This window comes from Mesomycoplasma dispar (assembly GCF_000941075.1).
Classification (GTDB): domain Bacteria; phylum Bacillota_I; class Bacilli_A; order Mycoplasmatales; family Metamycoplasmataceae; genus Mesomycoplasma; species Mesomycoplasma dispar.
Genome location: NZ_CP007229.1, coordinates 1 through 19,713 on the forward strand (window position 1 = coordinate 1; position 19,713 = coordinate 19,713).

General features: G+C 29.1%; 18 protein-coding genes. All 18 read left to right on the forward strand.

Annotation, left to right across the window (positions count from 1 at the left end; translation table 4 throughout):
• The 18 genes from dnaA to gatB all read left to right on the forward strand — a co-directional run bounded on the left by dnaA (position 1) and on the right by gatB (position 19,663).
• On the forward strand, positions 1 to 1,410 hold the full coding sequence (dnaA, locus tag MDIS_RS00005) for a chromosomal replication initiator protein DnaA (RefSeq protein ID WP_044635094.1): 1,410 nt from the start codon (positions 1 to 3) through the stop codon (positions 1,408 to 1,410).
• A gap of 141 nt (positions 1,411 to 1,551) precedes the next feature.
• On the forward strand, positions 1,552 to 2,688 hold the full coding sequence (locus MDIS_RS00010) for a DNA polymerase III subunit beta (protein WP_044635095.1): 1,137 nt from the start codon (positions 1,552 to 1,554) through the stop codon (positions 2,686 to 2,688).
• A gap of 110 nt (positions 2,689 to 2,798) precedes the next feature.
• A complete protein-coding gene (gene mnmG / locus MDIS_RS00015; protein WP_044635096.1) occupies positions 2,799 to 4,658 on the forward strand; it encodes a tRNA uridine-5-carboxymethylaminomethyl(34) synthesis enzyme MnmG in 1,860 nt (619 codons plus the stop codon).
• Positions 4,658 to 5,116, forward strand: coding sequence for a 23S rRNA (pseudouridine(1915)-N(3))-methyltransferase RlmH (locus MDIS_RS00020; RefSeq protein WP_044635097.1), 459 nt, complete (start codon positions 4,658 to 4,660; stop codon positions 5,114 to 5,116). The genes mnmG and MDIS_RS00020 overlap by 1 nt, the downstream gene beginning before the upstream one ends.
• Before the next feature lie 12 nt (positions 5,117 to 5,128).
• On the forward strand, positions 5,129 to 6,118 hold the full coding sequence (locus tag MDIS_RS00025) for a DHH family phosphoesterase (RefSeq protein ID WP_044635098.1): 990 nt from the start codon (positions 5,129 to 5,131) through the stop codon (positions 6,116 to 6,118).
• The gene (locus MDIS_RS00030; protein WP_052506184.1) at positions 6,096 to 7,091 is read left to right on the forward strand and encodes a DHH family phosphoesterase; all 996 of its coding nucleotides are present in this window, start codon (positions 6,096 to 6,098) and stop codon (positions 7,089 to 7,091) included. Before MDIS_RS00025 ends, MDIS_RS00030 begins: the two co-directional genes overlap by 23 nt.
• An 88-nt stretch (positions 7,092 to 7,179) precedes the next feature.
• Entirely contained in the window at positions 7,180 to 7,749 is a 570-nt protein-coding gene (locus tag MDIS_RS00035) for a Panacea domain-containing protein (RefSeq protein WP_044635099.1), read from the forward strand.
• 90 nt (positions 7,750 to 7,839) lie between these two features.
• Positions 7,840 to 8,841, forward strand: a complete 1,002-nt coding sequence (gene ftsY, locus MDIS_RS00040) for a signal recognition particle-docking protein FtsY (protein WP_044635100.1) — start codon at positions 7,840 to 7,842, stop codon at positions 8,839 to 8,841.
• Positions 8,842 to 9,007: 166 nt separating this feature from the next.
• On the forward strand, positions 9,008 to 11,029 hold the full coding sequence (locus MDIS_RS00045; RefSeq protein WP_044635101.1) for a thioredoxin domain-containing protein: 2,022 nt from the start codon (positions 9,008 to 9,010) through the stop codon (positions 11,027 to 11,029).
• 104 nt (positions 11,030 to 11,133) lie between these two features.
• Positions 11,134 to 12,141 (forward strand): heat-inducible transcriptional repressor HrcA, encoded by a 1,008-nt coding sequence (locus MDIS_RS00050; protein WP_044635102.1) that lies wholly within the window; start codon positions 11,134 to 11,136, stop codon positions 12,139 to 12,141.
• A gap of 2 nt (positions 12,142 to 12,143) precedes the next feature.
• Positions 12,144 to 12,890: a nucleotide exchange factor GrpE gene (grpE, locus tag MDIS_RS00055; RefSeq protein ID WP_044635103.1), complete on the forward strand. Its 747-nt coding sequence runs from the start codon at positions 12,144 to 12,146 to the stop codon at positions 12,888 to 12,890.
• The gene (gene argS, locus MDIS_RS00060; RefSeq protein ID WP_044635104.1) at positions 12,874 to 14,478 is read left to right on the forward strand and encodes an arginine--tRNA ligase; all 1,605 of its coding nucleotides are present in this window, start codon (positions 12,874 to 12,876) and stop codon (positions 14,476 to 14,478) included. The genes grpE and argS overlap by 17 nt, the downstream gene beginning before the upstream one ends.
• A 2-nt stretch (positions 14,479 to 14,480) precedes the next feature.
• On the forward strand, positions 14,481 to 14,726 hold the full coding sequence (rpoE, locus tag MDIS_RS00065) for a DNA-directed RNA polymerase subunit delta (protein ID WP_044635105.1): 246 nt from the start codon (positions 14,481 to 14,483) through the stop codon (positions 14,724 to 14,726).
• Positions 14,727 to 14,769: 43 nt separating this feature from the next.
• Positions 14,770 to 15,633: a class II fructose-1,6-bisphosphate aldolase gene (fba, locus tag MDIS_RS00070; RefSeq protein ID WP_044635106.1), complete on the forward strand. Its 864-nt coding sequence runs from the start codon at positions 14,770 to 14,772 to the stop codon at positions 15,631 to 15,633.
• Between the two features lie 8 nt (positions 15,634 to 15,641).
• Positions 15,642 to 16,487: a pseudouridine synthase family protein gene (locus tag MDIS_RS00075; protein WP_044635107.1), complete on the forward strand. Its 846-nt coding sequence runs from the start codon at positions 15,642 to 15,644 to the stop codon at positions 16,485 to 16,487.
• A 168-nt stretch (positions 16,488 to 16,655) separates the two neighbouring features.
• A complete protein-coding gene (locus MDIS_RS00080) occupies positions 16,656 to 16,949 on the forward strand; it encodes a hypothetical protein (protein WP_044635108.1) in 294 nt (97 codons plus the stop codon).
• Positions 16,942 to 18,261, forward strand: coding sequence for an amidase family protein (locus tag MDIS_RS00085; RefSeq protein WP_044635109.1), 1,320 nt, complete (start codon positions 16,942 to 16,944; stop codon positions 18,259 to 18,261). Before MDIS_RS00080 ends, MDIS_RS00085 begins: the two co-directional genes overlap by 8 nt.
• Positions 18,254 to 19,663, forward strand: coding sequence for an Asp-tRNA(Asn)/Glu-tRNA(Gln) amidotransferase subunit GatB (gene gatB / locus MDIS_RS00090; protein WP_044635723.1), 1,410 nt, complete (start codon positions 18,254 to 18,256; stop codon positions 19,661 to 19,663). The genes MDIS_RS00085 and gatB overlap by 8 nt, the downstream gene beginning before the upstream one ends.
• Positions 19,664 to 19,713: the final 50 nt, after the last annotated feature.

The window sequence follows — 19,713 nt, forward strand, 5'->3', positions numbered from 1 at the left end:
ATGCGCACAAATAAAAACAACATAAAAGTTAGGACTCAACAGATTAAACAGCAAATCGAAAATTTACTAAACGATAAAATGTTGTACAACAATTTTTTTAACACAATTTATGTGGTAAAAGAAACTGAAACTGAAATTATTGTTGATTTTACAGACTTTTTTGCAAAACAAGAAGTGATTTCCCGATGAGTTGACACGGTGGAAAAAGCAGTGAAAAATCTTGAAATTTCCAAAGTCCTAACGTTTAATAATATGAATAATTACACGCATTCGATTGGCGATAAAAATGAAGAACAAAATTTTTCTATCAACAAAGGGAAATATTGTAGTTTCAAAATTAATAACGTTCTTAATAAATTTACATTTAAAAATTTTATCAAATCAAATTATAATTTTCAGATTTTTAGCATTTACGATTCGATAGTAGCAAATTCCAAACTAAATTATTCACCAATTTTTATTTCTGGGCCTTCCGGAATCGGGAAAACTCACTTTATTAATGCGATCGGCAATTTACTTGTTGAAAAACAGAAAAAAGTTTTCTACATTAACGATTACAAATTTATAAGTTGTATTTCTTCTTGAATGCAAAATGGTCAAAACGAAAAAATTAGCGAATTTTTAGACTGATTATCACTAGTAGATGTTTTTCTTTTTGATGATATTCAAGGTTTGGGTCATAAACATCAAACATTAATTGTTGCACTTGAGATTTTAAACAGATTTATCGAAGAGGACAAAACAGTAATCATAACTTCTGACAAACCGCCGTCATTATTGGGTGGATTTGAGGAAAGGTTTATAACTAGATTTAGTTCGGGGTTGCATATCAAATTAAACAAGCCGAAAAAAGAAGACTTTTTGCGTATTTTTAAGTGTAAATTGACAGAAGAAAATTTAGAAAAACACATTTGAACAACCGAAGCTTTTGAGTTTTTATCAAAACATTTTCGCAATTCAATTCGCGAACTTGAAGGCGCACTAAAATCGATTGCTTTTTATATACAAACAAACAAAGACAGGTTTGAAAACGAAATATGTTTTGATAAGCAAAAAATGTTTGAAATTTTTGTCGAAAAATACGAAATCGAACAGACAATTACTCCTGATTTGATAATCAGCGTGGTTTCAAAGTATTACGGAGTTTCTGTTTTGGATATAAAAAGTGAAAAAAGAGACAAAAACATTGTTCATGCTCGAGATGTTGCAATCTGATTAATTAAAAATATTTTAGATCTAACTCATAATAGTGTCGGCGCCTTTTTTAATAATAGAAAACATTCGACAATTATTTCGATTCTTAAGAAGGTCGATACTTTAAAACAAAGCAACAATAATGAATTAGAAATCGCGCTTAACCACATTTACAAACAGTTAAATTGGAGTTTTAAACAAAAAAAACAAGATTAATTGACATTGATTTTCGTAAAAAGTGCTGTAAATTATTGCATCTTTTTATTTTTTCAACTTTTAAACATCCTTATTATTGTTATTATTATAAAACCTAATATAAAAAAACTAAACTAAATATAATTTTTTAAGGCGTAAAATATGAAATTTAGTATTAAAAAATCTGTTATTGAACAGCAAATCGAAAGAATGCAAGTAGCAATACTTTCGCACAACAACTCTCCCTTAAGTTCATTTTTCATGAAATTAACAAGAGCTGGTTTGTTCATAATTTCGACAAATAGCGAACTTTCTTATAAAGTTTTTATTAGCAAAGATGATTTAATTGAAGTCGAAAATGTTGGAATTTGTTTAATTGATGGTTTTTTCTTACGCGATGTTATAAAAAAAAGTGATTCTGAAATAAACTTTGAGATAAAAGGAACAGAATTAATAGTTTCTTGAGAGGATGCGGTTTTCTCGAAAACATTACGCGACATATCAATTTTTCCTGAATTAGATTTTGAGCAAAAAGGAATTAAATTAATTGTAAATGCAAAAAATTTCAAAAAAGCTGTAAAAAACACAGCTTTTGCAACTACTAGCAATCCTTCTCAACCGATTTTATCAGCAATTAACCTTAGTTCTGCAGACGGTTTTTTGCATTTTTCAGCAACAGATACAACTAGATTTGCAACGGAAAAAATAGAAATTTTTAACAAAAGTAGGATAAATATTTCAATTAGTGCCAAAAATTTAAAAGATTTCATCCCTCCCGAACTCGACACCGACATCGAATTAAATATCGAACCGACAAAAATTAGTTATGTTTATGATAATTTGACGATTCAATCAAATATTTTCACTATCGATTACAAAGATATTTCAAACATTATTCCGAAAGAAAATGAAATTTTATATTCTTTTTTAATTAATAAGCGCGATATTCTAGATTTAATTGACAAAACAACAATAATTACACCAGGAAAAGACAATGTAATTAACCTTTCAATGTCAAAAAACGCGCTAAAAGGTTATATTTCTCAATATGAATCTGGTCAATCAAATGTTTTAACTAAAAATGTTATAGACTTTAAGATGAATCCAATTTTTGCAAATGATTCCAAATTTGACCCTAATTTCGTTGAGGTTAATGTGAATTATCGCTATCTAAAAGACGCGATTTCTGTTTTTGAAAAAGTTATTGAAATTCATATTAACGATAAAAAGACAAAAATGCTTGTAGTTTCACCAGATAAACCTGAAATTCGTCAGTTAATTGGTTTAATTTTGATCTAAAAACTCAATTTAGATTTAAAAATTGAAACTTCCTTTTTTGGACTTAACGGAAAAAGGATGCAAATTTATAGTATAATTTACAAAATAGATTTAATTTGAGGAAGTTATCGATGTCAAAAAAAACAGAAAATTCTAATTTCGAATTTGACGCTGTTGTTGTCGGCGGAGGTCATGCTGGAATTGAAGCGGTTTATGCTTTGTTAAAAAAACAACTAAAAGTTGTTCTAATTACACTTGATAAAAATAAATTAGCTTCAATGCCATGTAATCCTGCGATTGGCGGACCAGCAAAAGGAATTATAACAAGAGAAATTGATGCTCTTGGTGGAGTTCAAGCCAAATTTTCTGATGCTGCAATGATTCAAATAAAATATTTGAATGAATCAAAAGGTCCAGCGGTTCTCGCGATTCGCGCGCAAATCGATAAGGAAAAATACTCTAAATTAATATTACGAGATTTAAAAAAACAAGAAAATTTGTTAATCACAGAAGATTTAGTTGCTGAGCTTTTAGTTGAAAAAAATCGTGTTTTTGGTGTAAAAACTTCTAAAAAGCAAATCTTTTTTGCAAAAACAGTTATTATTACAACCGGAACTTACCTGGATTCAAAAGTTCTTCGCGGTTTTACTTCGATTTCAAGTGGACCCGATGGTCAAAAAACATCAAATTTGCTTTCAAATAACTTAAAAAATCTTGGATTTGAACTCCAAAGGTTGAAAACTGGAACTCCGCCGCGAATTTTTACCTCAACAATTGATTTTTCAAAAGTTGAAAAAGAAGTTTTGCCGCTTTATAACATCAATTTTTCTTTTCATTCAAAGCACAAGTTAAAAAAACAAATTTCCTGCTATTTAACATACACAACAGCAAAAACTCACGAAATAATTAATAAAAATTTAGGAAAATCTTCTATGTATTCTGGTCTAATTTCTGGAATAGGTCCACGTTATTGCCCTTCGATTGAAGATAAAATTGTTCGTTTTTCCGAAAAACCACGCCACCAAATATTTTTCGAACCAGAAACAAAAAAACAGGACATAATGTATATCAACGGACTCTCGACTTCGATGCCTGAAGAAGTTCAAAGCGAAATTGTGAAAACGATCCCAGGGCTTGAGAATGCAAAAATTGCAAAATTCGGCTATGCAATCGAATATGATGCGATAAATCCGCTTGAATTAAAGAAAAGTTTAGAAACCAAAAAGGTCAAAGGGCTTTTTATGGCTGGACAAATTAACGGCACTAGCGGTTATGAAGAAGCTGCGGCGCAAGGTTTGGTGGCTGGAATTAATGCGGGTCAATTTGTTTTGAAGAAAAAACCGATTGAAATACTGCGAAATCACGGTTATATCGGCGTTTTAATCGATGATTTAGTAACAAAAGGGACAAAAGAACCTTATCGAATGCTGACCTCAAGAGCGGAATACCGTTTGATTTTACGAAATGATAATGCTGATATCAGAATGGCAAAATATGCTTTAAAATCAGGGATGATTTCAAAAAATGAGTATTTAAAGACGAAAGAGAAATATGCCAAAATTGACAAGAAAATTTTAGAACTTTCACGCCAATTTGTTTCTCCTAAAGACGAATTAGCGAGAAAATATAGCCTTGAAACCGGGATTTCGAAGTTAAAATTAATTTCTAGACCGAATGTCGACTTCAAAGATGTCGTTCCAGACTTCGAATTTGGCTATGAATTGGCAGTTATGGCGCGATTAAAAGGTTATATTCAGAAACAAAATTCTGAAGCCGAAAAAATGATTAGACTTGAAAATTTATTAATTCCAACCGATTTAGATTATGAAAAAGTGGCTAATTTATCGATGGAAGCGCTTGATAAATTTAAAAAAGTTAAACCCAGAACAATCGGTCAAGCTAGTCGAATTAGTGGCGTAAATCCTGCCGATATTCAAATGCTTTTGTTCCATATTAATCTTTTAAAAATGCAAAAAGTAACAAAAATTTAATGAAAATTTTGATAATAAACTTTGCTTCAAATTCTCGAGATTTTTTACCTTTGTACCAAAAAGAGGTTAATAAAATTAAAGAATTTAAGTATCAAATCGAATTTGTGAATCTTTCTGAACAATCTGTTGAAAATATTGATCTAAAAAAATCCCTTGAAACAAAGGTTATTTTACAAAAAATCCCAAAAAATTATACTTGTTATCTTTTTACAGAACGTGGAAAAATGGTGTCAAGCCAAGAATTTTCTCAACTTTTAAATTCTGCAAATATTTGCTTTATAATCGGCGGATCGCAAGGTGTGGATGAAAAATTACTATCAAAAACTATGCCAAACATCCGTTTTTTGTCATTTGGAAAAATAACTTTTCCTCATAGAATTTTCAAACTTGTACTTTTAGAACAAATTTACCGTGGTTTTTCAATTAAACATAACCGAAAATATCACCACGGGGAATAAAAAAGGAAAAAAATGAACACAAAACCATTCGCAAAAATAATTGAAAACATTGAAAATCACGATAATATTTTTATTTTTCATCACATTAGACCAGATGGCGATTGTCTCGGTGCGCAACAAGGTTTGGGTAGGGCGATTTTAAAAAGATATCCTAAAAAAAGGGTTTTTTTTATTGGTGATAACGAAAATATCTTTAATTTTTTAAATTTTCATTTTGATAATGAAAATTTAATCAAAGAAGAATTTTTTAAAAATTCCCTAGCGATTACAGTTGACACTGCTGATATTAAAAGAATTCAAAAACTTGAGTTTTTTTTGAATTCTGATTTCAAAACAAGGGTAAAAATCGACCATCATCCTGATATTTTAGAACCGATTTATAACGAAAAATGAGTTGATACAACTTTTTCGGCAGCTTCTGAAATGATTGGTTTGCTTTTAAAAGAAGAAAATTGGGAAATTGATGAAGAAATTTCCCAATTTGTATATTTAGGTATCTTGACTGATTCAGGTCGTTTTTCATTTTCTTCAACTTCTGCAAGAACATTTGATGTTGCTTCGTTTTTGCTGAAATCCAATTTTAATTTTGTAAAATTGAACTGATTTTTATCACAAAGAACAGAACAAGAAGTAGCTTTTTACGCATACGTTTTAACAAATTACAATAAAAAAGACAAAGTTTTATGACATTTTGTTTCAAAAGAACAACAAAATATGTTTAAATTAAGTCGAGATCAATTATCATCGGTTAACATTTTGTCCAATATTGGCGATGCTCGAGTTTGACTATTTTTAATTGAAGGTGATAATGAAATTAGGGTCAGAATTCGTTCAAACGGTCCGATTATCAATAAAATCGCTTTCGAATACGGCGGCGGCGGTCATAATTATGCTGCTGGAATAAATTTGGAAAAATCTGAAAAAATAAAAGAAATTATCGATGAAATTATTGAAAAATTAATAAATTTAGTAAAGGAATTTGAAAAAAGTGAACAAAAATAAAATTGAAGAAATCGTAAAACTTATCGAAAAACACGAATCAATCGTAATTTTTCATCATATCAGGCCAGACGGAGACTGTATTGGAGCGCAAGTTGGACTTAAAAATTTGATTTTAGATAACTTTGACAATAAAAAGGTTTTTGCTGTTGGAGATTATAAAAAATCGTTTCCATTTTTAAAATTAAAAGCGGATCCAATTCCGAAAAAGGAAATTTTGGAAAAATCCTTGGCAATAATTGTCGATGCTAATTTTAAAAACCGAATTGAATCCGCTTTTTTATTTGAAGAATTCAAATTTAAGTCGATTTTACGAATCGACCATCACCCAAATGAGGATGATTTTACGGAAATTTATCGCTGAGTGGATCCAAGTTATATTGCAACTTGTGAACAAATCGCCGATTTAGCATATCAAGCAAATTGAAAAATTTCAAAGAAAAGTGCAACATTAATTTATCTTGGAATTTATACAGATTCAGGACGCTTTCTTTACAAAAACACATCAGCGAGAACACATTTTTTAACAAGTATTTTGTTTGAAACAGGATTCAATTTTTCGTTAATCCACGAAAAATTGAACGCAAAAAGGTTGACAGACCTTGAATTTGATAGTTATATTTTTGCAAACAAAAAAATTTATAAAAACGTCATTTTTTATACATTAAATTTAGAAGAACAGGAAAAATTGAAGAAAAATCCGTTAAATTCAGTTCGTCCAAATTTGCTTGCTAATATTGAAGACTATAAAATTTGACTTTGTTTAGTTCAAGAAACAGAGAATTCATGAAGGGTTGAGTTCCGTTCTGCTGGTCCAAATGTGCAAAAAGTTGCTCTAAAATGAGGCGGCGGCGGACATCTTAATGCATCAGGTGCGATTGTTGAAGATCTTGATAAACTAGATCAGTTAATTGAAGATTGTCAAATTGAATATGAAAATTGAGATTCTAACCTAAAATCAAACGGTGAATTGTAAAAAATACGTCAAAAATACTATTTTTTTCCATTTTTTTACTATAAAGATAAAAAAAACTAATATTGTTAAGTAAACGAAAGGAAAAGCGATGAACGGAATTAATATAACGCATTTTTTAAAGTATTTGTTTGCATTTTACTACGTTGATACAGGTGAAAGAGAAGTTTATCGAACGTGAGTGCAAAAAATTCTTTGATTTACGCACTGAAAATTTTATAGAAGATATCAACTCCCCTTTTTTTCGGAAAATTTTCAATCATATAAATACGGTCCAGTCTCATGAACGGTTTTGAAAACCCAATTTTTTGGCACAGAGGCTCTTAAAAATACACAATATAGCATAGAAGAAATACTTGATTATCACGAAAATAATCTTATCGATGAGTTTAAAAATACTTTAAAAAGCGATTTTTTAAATGATTTTAGCCAGGACTTTGAAGAAACTTTTGATCTAAAACAAAGAAAAGAAGATTTAGATTTAAGATGATCTTGTTTTGTTTTTGTCTATGAAAGACTGAAAAAATTTCGACCAAAAGAATTAATAAATCTATCTCACAAACAAAAATCATTTAAAATTGCCGCCACAAATCGGCTTTCTAAAATTATTTTTAATGAAACTATTCTTGAAGATGACGAAATTTCTGTTTTAGAAGATTAAATTTCTTTTTAAAATTCTAGTTTGGTGAAAATAAAAAAATTAATTTTTAATTTATAATTTATTGTACTATTAAAATTTTAGGAATTAAAAATGTCTTTTTTTCGGAAAATCAAGGAAAAAATTTTTGGATCAAAAGAAGAAAAACCTGCAAATTTAGATAAATACGTTGCAGGCTTGACTAAATCAAGGCTTTCTTTTTTTAAACAAATTATTCAACTTCAGAAAAAACACATTAAAATTGACGAAAATTTCTTCGAAGAACTCGAAGAAATTTTAATTATGTCTGATATTTCCCCTAATTTTGTTAGAATTATAATTGATTCCTTAAAAGATGAAGTCCGCCATCACAATCTCGATAATCCCGATTTAATTCCAGAAATAATTATGGATAAAATGTACACAATTTACTCGAATCGTTCGATTGTTAACACAAATTTGAACGTAAAAGACGGCAGAATCAATGTTTTTTTAATTTCAGGAGTTAATGGTTCTGGAAAAACCACTTCAATTTCCAAAATTGCCCGCAAATTTATTTTAGAAGGGAAAAAAGTTTTAATAATTGCAGGCGACACTTTTCGTGCAGCCGCAGTTGAACAACTTGAAATTTGAGCTAATCGTGTTGGCGCTTCAATTTTAAAGCCAGAAATTAACGAAAAAGATCCTGGTTCTGTTGTTTTTCGAGGCTTGAACTTGGCGATTCAGGAAAAAATTGATCTAGTTTTAATTGATACCGCTGGAAGATTACAAAATAACGTGAATTTGATGCAAGAATTAGGAAAAATTAACAAGATAATTTCTCAAAAAATTCCTGGCGCACCGCATGAATCGCTTTTAGTTATCGATGCGACAACTGGGCAAAATGGGGTTTCGCAAGCGGTAAATTTTGCAAAAATAACCCCTGTTTCTGGTATAATTTTAACTAAAATGGACGGCACAAGCAAAGGTGGAATTATTTTTTCGATCAAAGATCAACTCGATATAAGTGTAAAATTAGTTGGTCTTGGCGAAGGAATGGATGATTTACAACCTTTTGATCTTGATTTGTTTATTTATGCAATCACAAAAGAGGTAAAAAATCAATATCAAACTTAAATTTTACTTATTTTTTGATAATTTAATTTGAAAAATAAGTAAAATTTAAGCATGTTTTACTTTCTAATTTTTAATATACAGAATAAATTTCTGATAAATTCAGTTTTATAATTTTACTTTTTATGAAAAGTTTTTCACGTAAAAAATGAAAAATTAAAGGAAATTAATGGCTAAAATAAGTTTTTTTGCTCTTGGTGGTCAAGACGAAAACGGGAAAAATTGTTATGTTTTAGAAATTGATGACAATATTTTTATTATAAATTCAGGCGCAAAAATCCCGCTTGATAATTCAGTTGGTGTTGACACTATTATTGCAGATTTTACCTATATTGAAGAAAACCACCATAAAATCAAGGGTGTTTTTATAACCGATGCCAAAAATGAATCGTTTTCAGGACTCCCTTGATTGATAATGAAAGTAAAAGGTATCAAGATTTACAGCTCTTTTTTTACAAAAGCGCTAATTCTTGACCGAATTAACAAATACGGTATTTCGGAAAATACTTTTGAAATAAAACCGATAACTTCTGAATTACAAATTAATGCAAAATTGTCGATTTTACCTATCCCAGTTGCTGGCTCGATGCCCGGAACTCTTGGTTTTTGTTTTCAAACCGAGGATGGCGCAATTGTTTTTATGTCGAATTATGTGGTTGGCGACTTAGGAGTTTACGGGGTAACTGATTTTGAATTAATCAAAAAAATTACCGCAAATCCAAAAGGAATTTTGATGTTTATTTCTGATTCAGGCAAATCTAATTTGCCGGGGAAATCAATAAATAAACTTTTTGCAAAAAATTTCTTAGAAAAGTCTTTCTTGCAAGCTGATAAAAATTCCCGAATCGTAGTTTCAGCATACGATGAGGAAATGGTTTCGATTCAAGAGATTATTGATCTTGCTGTTAAATTTAATCGTCAAATTACCGCTTACGGAAAAAAATACGACAAATTATACAATATGATCTATAAATTGGATAAATTGACAACTAATAAGTTAAAAAGTTTACCTATTTTTTTTGATTATAAATATGCAAATAAGCAAAAAAATTCTGTAATTTTAATAACATCAAGCCCGGAACGAATTTGTCATCGCTTTAACCGTATTCTTGAAAATGATGATGCCTTTTTTAAATTAAAAAAATCTGATTATGTAATAATGCTGACGCCACCAATTAACGGAATGGAACAGTTTTACGCAAAAATTTTAGATCAAGTTGCTAAATTAACAACAAATATTGTCGATATTTCTGAATCAGAATTCGGGCTAGCCCGCCCCTATAAAGAAGATATTTCAGAAATGATTAATTTTTTTAACCCAAAATATTTTATCCCAATTCAAGGACTTTATCGCTACTTAATTGTTGCTTCTAACATCGCTTTTAATAACAAAATAAATCGGCAAAACATTATTGTTTTGCAAAATAAAAGAGTGGCTAATTTTATCGATGGAACACTATTTTCTCGCAAAAGAATCACTAGAGGCGAAGATGAAATTTACGTTTCAGGTTATGGAATCGGCGATGTTTCGCTCGAAGTTTTAAAAGAGCGTGAGAGTTTGTCACGAGATGGTTTGATTATTGTATCCTTTTTGTTTGATCCGATCTCAAAAAAAATTCTTTCAGTTCCTGAAATTACAGATTATGGAATTTTGAGCAAAGAGAATCGCGAACCCTATTGTGAAATAATTAGAAAAATAATTTTTACTAATTTTTCAAATTTAAAGAAAATTAATGATAAAATAATTAAAGAACTACAACAAAAAACTCAAAAAAATATTAAGCGTAAACTTTTTAGAATTTTTGACAAAGAACCGAATGTTTCGGTTTTAATCCATAATATTTACCCTGAGGAGCAAAAAATGAAAAAAATGCCTTGAAAAAAAGCAGAAAATGAATTAAAAACTGGTGTAGTTTACTTAGAATTTGCTGTTGACTGGTGCGGTGATTGCAAAATGCAAGAGCCAGTTAACGAAGAATTAAGCGAGTATTTTAAAGACCGAAGCGATGTGAAATTGATCAAGGTTGACGCTGAGGAAGCAAAACTTTTCCGTCAAAAAGGCACAAAATATGACGTGCTTTTTGTACCAACCCACTTTATTTTTAAGGACGGTGAAGTTGTGTTTAAACAATTTAATTATGTTCCTGCTGAAGTTTTAATTGAAAAAATCGAAAAAGCTGTTAATTCATAACTTAAATTTTAAAAAATCTAATCAAATAAAGCAAATTAGCAAATAAACTTAAAAAGTGCCAAATTTTGCTAATTTGCTTTATTTTTTGTTATAATTTATGAAAGATGCCAAGATTAGATTCTAAAAAAGAAAAATATTTGAAACAAATAGTTGAGAATTTCATTAAAACCGGCGAGTCTATCGGATCTCTTAATTTAAAAGAGAATTACGGAATTAAAAAATCTTCTTCGTATTTAAGAGCGATAATGAATCAGCTTGAAAAAGAAGGTTTTTTAGAAAAATCACATTGCTCAAGTGGTAGAATTCCAACTTTGCAAGGTTTTCAATATTATGCTGAATTTTTATCTTTTGATGAAAACGAACATTTAGCAAACAAATTAAAGGATTTGTTTGCGCGTCGACGTGTAAGTATTGAAAATACAATTGCTGAAGCTGTTAAATTAATTTCTGAATCTGTTGGCACGACATTAATCGCAACTACAAACAATGAAAACGAACGTTTAATGTCGATAAATTTAACACAAATTTCACAAAATGAAGGAATTATCGTCGTTGTTAGTTCTAGTGGTAATGTTGAAAATAAAAAAATAGCTTTTTCATCACAGATTTCTCGTCAAGACGTTAAAATTGCAATCAGACTTTTTCAAGAAAGACTAATTAATACTCCTTTGGTTGAAATTTCATCAAAATTATTAATTTTGAAACAAGAATTGGAAAAACAAATCAAACATAGCGATCAACTTTTACATCATTTTATGGAAAAAATTTTTAATTTTCAGATTCAAAGCAAGTCTAATATTTATAACAAAAATTCATTAATTTTAGATAAAGAAATTTCTCGTGCAAAACTTGTCGATTTGCTTAATGTAATCGAAAAAAAATCAATTTGAGAAATGTTAGATGACAGAACTACCAAAGATGATGAAACTTTAAAAATTAGTATCGAATCTTCAGAAGCTTCATTTATATCGAAAAAATTTGAAAAATCACTAGCAATTAAAGAAATAAGTATGATTGGTTCGACCAAAAAAATTAATTATTCTGCAGCACGCACAGGCATAAAACTTTTAGAAGATTTTTTATCTAGCAAAAGTAAAACAGGAAAGGAATAAAAATGATTTTTGATGATATTGAAACAAAAAAAGTTGAAAACGACTCTGAAAAAACAATTTTAGAAGAAAATTCAAACAAAGTTATAAACGAGAATGATCTTGAAAATAAGGAAGAAAAACTTGAGAAAAGTGTTGAAAGCGGTGAAAAAAATCAGAAAAAATCTCGTAGATTGCTAAAAAAAGAAGGTAAATTAAAGGATCTTGAGACTCAAATTCAAAATTTGACCACTAAAAATATAACTCTTGAAATTGATTCGCTCAAATTGAAAGATAAAATTAAAAAACAAGAAGATGATTTTAAATTACAAGTTAAAGCTTTTGAGGAAAAAGCTACACTAAAAGTTAAAGATTTAAAAATTGAATTACAAAAAAAATTAGAAAACGAGACAAATTTAATAAAAAAATACAGTTTACAACCGTTTTTTGAAAAAATTAGTTCACCATTTTTAAATTTAAAAAAAGCAATTTCCTTTGGTTCTAATTCGCAAAACTCGGAAATTTCAGCATATGTAAAAGGTTTTGAAATGCTGGTTGGGCAGATTGAAAATGTTATGCAAGATTTTGGTTTGGTAAAAATAGACCCTAAAATAGGTGATTTTTTTGATTCTTCTATTCACGAAATTTACGAAATAACTGAAGGCGAAAAGGATAAAATTCTCGATGTTGTTTCAGTAGGTTATAAATTGCACGACCGAATTGTAAAAACAGCGCTCGTTGTTGTTGGAAAACCTAATGAACAAGAAAATTAAGCAAAAAATAATTAAATTTTTAGAAAATAAAAATTTAATTTTTGAAGAGAACAAAATAATTGTAGAAAAATCAAGGAATTTTGGCGATTATAGTTCAAATATTGCGCTAATTTTTGCTAAAAAAAACAAAATCGAACCCCTAAATTTAGCAAAAGAAATAAAAGATTTTTTGCTTTTAGAAGGTTTAGATCTTGAAAAAATAGAAATCGCAGCACCTGGATTTCTCAATTTTTTTGTTTCTAAAAACGAATACTCAAAAATCATTAAAAACATTATAGAAAAAGACGAAAATTTTGGTCGCGCTAATTTAGGCAAAAAAATTAACATTGAATTTGTGTCGGCAAATCCGACTGGTTTTTTACATCTTGGACATTTAAGAAGCGCGATTATTGGTGATATTTTAGCAAATATCATTGAATTTAGTGGTAATTTTGTTCTTCGCGAGTATTATATAAACGATTTTGGCAACCAAATTGATAGGTTAGTTGTCTCGGTTTTTTCAAGATATCAACAAATTTTCAAAGATTTTCCGCTACCTGAAGACGCCTATTTTGGTGAAGATATTGTTTGAGCGGCGAAAAAATTTTTTGAAATATATGATAATAAATTTGAAAATTCTAACCTTAGCGACCCAGAAACTTATAAAACTTTTCGTGAAAAATCAGTTGAATTTTTCCTTAATGAAATTAAGGTTGATTTACAAAATTTATCTATAAAATTCGATAAGTTTAGCTCCGAAAGTGAACTTTTTAGTTCGAAAAAAGTTCAGAAAAACTTGGGGAAATTACTTTTTGTTTACAAAAAGGAAGGCGCTACTTGATTGCAAACCTCAAAATTTGGCGACCAAAAAGATCGTGTTTTGATCAAAAATACAGGTGAATTTACTTATTTTTCAAGCGACATCGCCTATCATTTAGAGAAAATTAACGATAATTTTCAACCTAATTTTTTAATAAATGTTTGAGGCGCCGACCACATCGGGTATGTTGATAGAATAAAATCAGCATTAAAAATAGTTAATTACGATCAAAAATTGAATATTTTGCTGTATCAATTGGTAAAATTGGTAAAAAACGGTAAAGAATTCAAGATGTCAAAGCGAAAAGGTCAAACTTTTACAATCAAAGATTTGCTCGAAGTCGTAAATGTCGATGCAATTCGCTATTTTATTAGTGAAAGGAGTTATAATTCACTTGTCGAGTTTGATGTAGAATTAGCAGGCGCAATTGATGTTCAAAATCCATTATTTTTAATTCAATATGCTCACGCTCGCGGTTCAAAGTTGCTTGCAAATTCACCATTAAATATTGAAAAACTTTCACCATTTAATGGTGAAAGTCAAACTGTTTTAATTTCAAAATTAAAACAGTTTGAAGAAATTGTTTTAAAAATTGCAAAAAATTATAAAATTAATTTATTAAACAAATATTTACTTGAATTAGCGAATCTTTTTAACTCTTTTTATTCTAATTCAAAAATTCTTGGCAATGAAAATACAAACAACCTTTTGTGTCTAACAAAAGCAGTTGTAATTGTTTTGAGAAACGGACTAAAATTACTCGGAATAAAAGCCAAAGAAAGGATTTAAAAATGAAAACTATAATCTCAATAGCGGTAAATTTTCTGAAAAATCGTGAACAAGCACATTTTAGCGACATTTTTTTAGAAGTTCAAACTTCGTTAATGGCAAAATGGGAAAATCAATTACCAAATTTGTCAACAGAGAAAATTTTAACTCTAAAACGCGGCGAATTGTATAAATTGTTAACAATTGACGGCAATTTTGTTGCTCTTGGAGATAATAATTGAGCGCTCAGAAGCGATCTTAATACATAATTTTTTTTTTTTTTAAAAAAAAAAAAAAAACAGAAAGGAAAAAATGACACTAGTTAACACCAAAACAATGTTGGAAAAAGCGCGGAAAAACAACTATGCAATTCCACATATTAATATTAATAACCTTGAATGAACAAAAGCGGCACTTTTAGCGGCACAAGCAAAAAAATCACCATTAATTATCGGGACATCTGAAGGTGCGCTAAAATATATGGGTGGTCTAAAAACTGTCTATAATTTAGTTACTAATTTGATGGATTTTCTTGAAATAACAGTTCCAATTGCGCTTCATTTAGATCATGGAAGTTATGAAACCTGCAAAGAGGCGCTGAAAAACGGTTATTCTTCTGTGATGTATGATGGATCTAAAGAAGAATTTTCTGTAAATCTGCAAAAAACACAGGAAATTGTTGATTTGGCCAGAAAAACAGATGCGACTGTTGAAGCTGAAGTTGGCCAAATTGGCGGTGAAGAAGATGGGGTGATCGGAAATGGCGAAATCGCTGACCCTGATAATGCCAAAAAACTTGCTGATACTGGAATTGCTTGTTTAGCTGCAGGAATTGGGAATATTCACGGAATTTATCCAGAAAATTGAGAATCTTTGAATTTCGATGTTTTAGAAGAAATTTCTAAAAAAACACAAATTCCGTTAGTTTTACACGGTGGCAGCGGAATCCCAAAAGATCAAATTCAAAAAGCAATTAAACTTGGTATTTCAAAAATTAACGTAAATACTGAATTACAACAAGCAAACGCTGTTGCTATTTCTGAATTTGTGCTTTCTGGAAAAATTAATCAAGGGAAAAATTTTGATCCTCGAAAATTATTAGCACCTGGAACAAAAGCGATTCAACTTCTTATTGAAGATAAAATTGTTGAATTTGGATCTGAAAATCAAGCATAATTTTTTTAATGATTAAGTTTGTTGCAACCAAAGATCAAGACGGACAAAAGTTAATCCAATTAGTTAAAAAAATACTTTTGAATTTTAGTTACAACGAAATTCAAAAGTATTTTCGTAACAAAAAAATTAAAGTTAACAATGTTGTTCAGTTAAAAAATTATTGCATAAAAGAAGGTGATGTAGTCTTAATTTTTGTTGATGAAAAAAAGGACAAAATTGAGAAAAAATTACCAAAATTCAGCATAAATTTAAAAATTATCTATAAAGATAGCAACATTTTGATTATTGACAAACCGGAAAATCTACAAGTGCACGGCGGCGCCTTCAATTTGGATTTAGTTGTATGAAATTATTTGAAAATTCCAGAAAATCAAATTTTTATGCCTTCACACATCGGTAGACTCGACAAAAAAACATCCGGAATTATTTTATATGGTCTTAATTATCAAAGTGTTGTTGAATTAAATAAAAAACAGAACTTTTTTGAGAAAATTTACACATTTGAATCAGAGATAAACCTAAAAAAGTCTATAAAAACCGACCTTTTTGTTCGTAAAAATGATTTGATAAAAAAAATGGAAGTTGTTCCAAAATCGTTAAAATCAACTTTGGTGTCAACAACTTTTTACTCTAAAAATCATAAAAAATTTGCAATTTTACATACAGGCAAAAAACATCAAATCCGAGTTAGTTTGTCACATTTAGGTTTTCCAATTTTGGGCGATGAAAAATATGGGGGTTTAAAAGCAAAACGACTTTTTTTGCATAGTTTTTCCTTAAAATTTAGCAATTTAGAAGGTTTTTTATCCTACTTAAATGACAAAAAGTTTACTTCGAAACCTGAATGGTGATAGGAAAATCTAAAAAATTCTCCCGATTTATAAAAAAATAGTTAAAAAAAACTAAAGAAAATAGGTTTGAATTAGAAAAACTCACGTATAATTTCGCAATTTTTTCCCAATTATTTTAGTATAATTTTCTATTTATATAATTAAAAAACTTCGCTTTTTTGGAGACTAAAAATGGATAGGGAAAAAATAATAAAACTTGCAAAGTCTCTCTATTTTGTTCCGAATGAAAAAGTAATTCAAACGATTTTGCAAGAAAAAGACAAAATGTTGGCGCAAATCAACTATTTACACCAATTTGATACTGAAAACATTGAAGCTTTAGAAAAAATCAATTCACTACCAAAAGGTATTGAAATTTTATTCGACGATTCTCCTGATTTTACTGATTTTAGCGCACATCTTTTCAAAAATTCTGTACACAATAGCAACAATCAAATCATAATTAAAAAGGTAATTGATGACTAAATTCAAACTTAACATCGATCAAGCGATAGAAAAATTAAAAAAAGATGAAAATAACGCTGTAGCTTATTTTTTTCAAGAAAAAAATAATAAAAACGGAGTTTTAGCGGGCAAATTTTTTAGTATCAAATCAAACTTTGCAACCGTTGAAGGTGTTTCTCATGGCTCATCAGTTTCACTTGAAAATTTTCAACCATCTTATAATTCAACAGTTTTTCAAAAATTAATCGATGCTGGGGCGCAACCGTTAGTCAAAGTGCATAATGATGAATTAGGATTAGGTGGAAAAGGTCTTTTTTCTGCTTTTGGAGAAATTGTTAATCCGCTTGATAAAACAAAATTAATTGGCGGATCTTCTTCGGGAAGCGCCGCAACAATTAATTTTGTTCATTTTGCAATTGGTTCAGATACAGGTGATTCGATTAGAAGACCTGCTAGTTTTATTGGAAAAGTTGGATTCAAACCTTCGTATGGTGCGGTTTCACGTTATGGCTTGTTTGCCTATGCGACTTCACTTGACACGGTTGCTTGATTGACTCACAATGTTTTTGATACGATTTTAGTTTCTCAAGTTGTTTTTGGTGCTGATAAAAATGATTTAACTTCTGTTGAAATCGATGTTAAAAAAGTGGAAAAAGAGAAACCAAAAAGAGTTGCTGTTTTTGATTTTGGCGATGAAATTGAGGACTATGTTAGTCAAAAGTTCTATAAATTAAAGGATGTTTTGAAAACTGATGGTGTAGAATTGGAAATTATCAAACCCAATCTTGAACTTTTAAAAACAATTTTACCAGTTTATGAAATTATTTCCTATTCTGAAGCGACCTCAAATTTATCAGCGATTAACGGGATAACTTTTGGAAAAACAGATAAAAATTTAAAGTGAGAAGAGATTTTTCTCAAAACAAGAACGGATGGATTTGGATTTATGTTGCAAAAAAGACTTATTTGGGGGTCTTTTTTTCTTGAAAAAGAGAATCAAGAATACTTTTTTATTAAGGCAAAAAAGGTAAGAACTTTAATCAAAAAGTATTATGAGCAAATACTTGAAAGATTTGATTTAGTTATTTTTCCTGCCTTTTATGGAATTGCGCCTGACATTTCTGGAAAAAATAGCGAAAAAAGTGACAAAATTACTAATTTTATTTTGGCGATTTCAAATTTAGTTGGCAATCCATCAATTAGTTTGCCACTTGGGAAATACAAAAACTTACCATTTAATTTAGCTGTTGATTCAAAAATAAATTCTGATGCAAAACTTTTAGGTTTTTCCCTTTATCTTGAAGAAAAAATAGGTGAAATTAATGTTGAATAGCAAATATTTAATCACAATTGGTGTTGAAATTCATTTAGAACTAAATACGAAGGCAAAAATGTTTTCAAATTCACCTAATTTACGCGGTAATTCTAATAGTTTTTTTAACCTTTTTGATCTAGCTTATCTTGGAACTTTGCCAAAAATCAACAAACTTGCCGTAGAAAAAGCGATTATTTTAGCAAAAGCGCTTAAAATGGAAATTTCACCGATATTAGCCTTCGACCGTAAAAATTATTTTTATCCCGACTTGCCAAAAGGTTTTCAAATTAGTCAGCAATTCCATCCGATTGGTAAAAATGGAACTTTAAATGTTGAAGATTCTGTGATTGCAATTGAAAGAATTCATCTCGAAGAAGACACTGCAAAACAAATTCATAAAGATGAGCAAACTTTTTTTGATTACAACAGATGTGGAGCGCCACTAATTGAAATTGTTACAAAACCTGTACTAGATTCGGCAAAAAAAGCTGCAAAATATGTTGATGAAATAAGAAAATTATCGTTATTTTTAGGTATTTCTGATGCTAAATTAGAAAACGGTTCGCTTCGTGCTGATATAAATATTTCTGTTCGTGATAAAAATCAAGTTGAATTTAACCCAAAAGTTGAAATCAAAAACATTAATTCGATATCTAATATTCAAAAAGCAACTGAACTTGAAATTCAAGATCAGATTGACATTTATGAAAAAGGTGGAAAAGTTGAACAAGTTACAAAAAAATTTAACGATAAATTAATAAAAAATCAGATTTTGCGTTCTAAATCTGATGCAATTGACTATAAGTATTTTCCAGAACCAAATTTACCTTATATCGAACTAAAGCAAGATTTTGTCGATAAAATTCAAGTACCACTTGTACCACTAGAAATTGAAAAAATGCTTGAAAAACAAGGGGTTTCAACTTTTTATATCAATCAAATTTTGAATAATTTCGAATACTGAACATTTTTAAAAAGTTCAAATCCTGAAAATTGGCACTTGAGTGTTAAATTGTTTTTTTCTGAAATTGTTCCAATTATTAACAAGTTAGGAATTCAAAATTTATCGATAAATTTTGAATTTTTTGGTTTGTTAGTAAAAAAACATCTTTTAAATGAGATTTCAAATTCTGAATTTCGACAAATTATTGAAATTAAGCAAAAATCAAAAAACCTTGATTTAGATAGTGTTTTAAAGTTGGTTTCAGAAAATAAATTATCTGATACTGAAGTTAAGCAATTTTTAGTTGAAATAGTTAAACAAGAAACAGTCCAAATTAAAAAAAATAAACAAAATAAAGATAAATTATTTAAATTTTTGATCGGAAAAATTATTCAAAAAACAAAAGGAAACGCTGATCCAAAAAAAGTTAGCGAAATCCTAAAAGATTGGTTAGATAATTTTAATGAAAAAAATTAAAAATTTTTGACTTAAAAAGGTTAAAAAATTTTACTTAACCTAATGTTTAA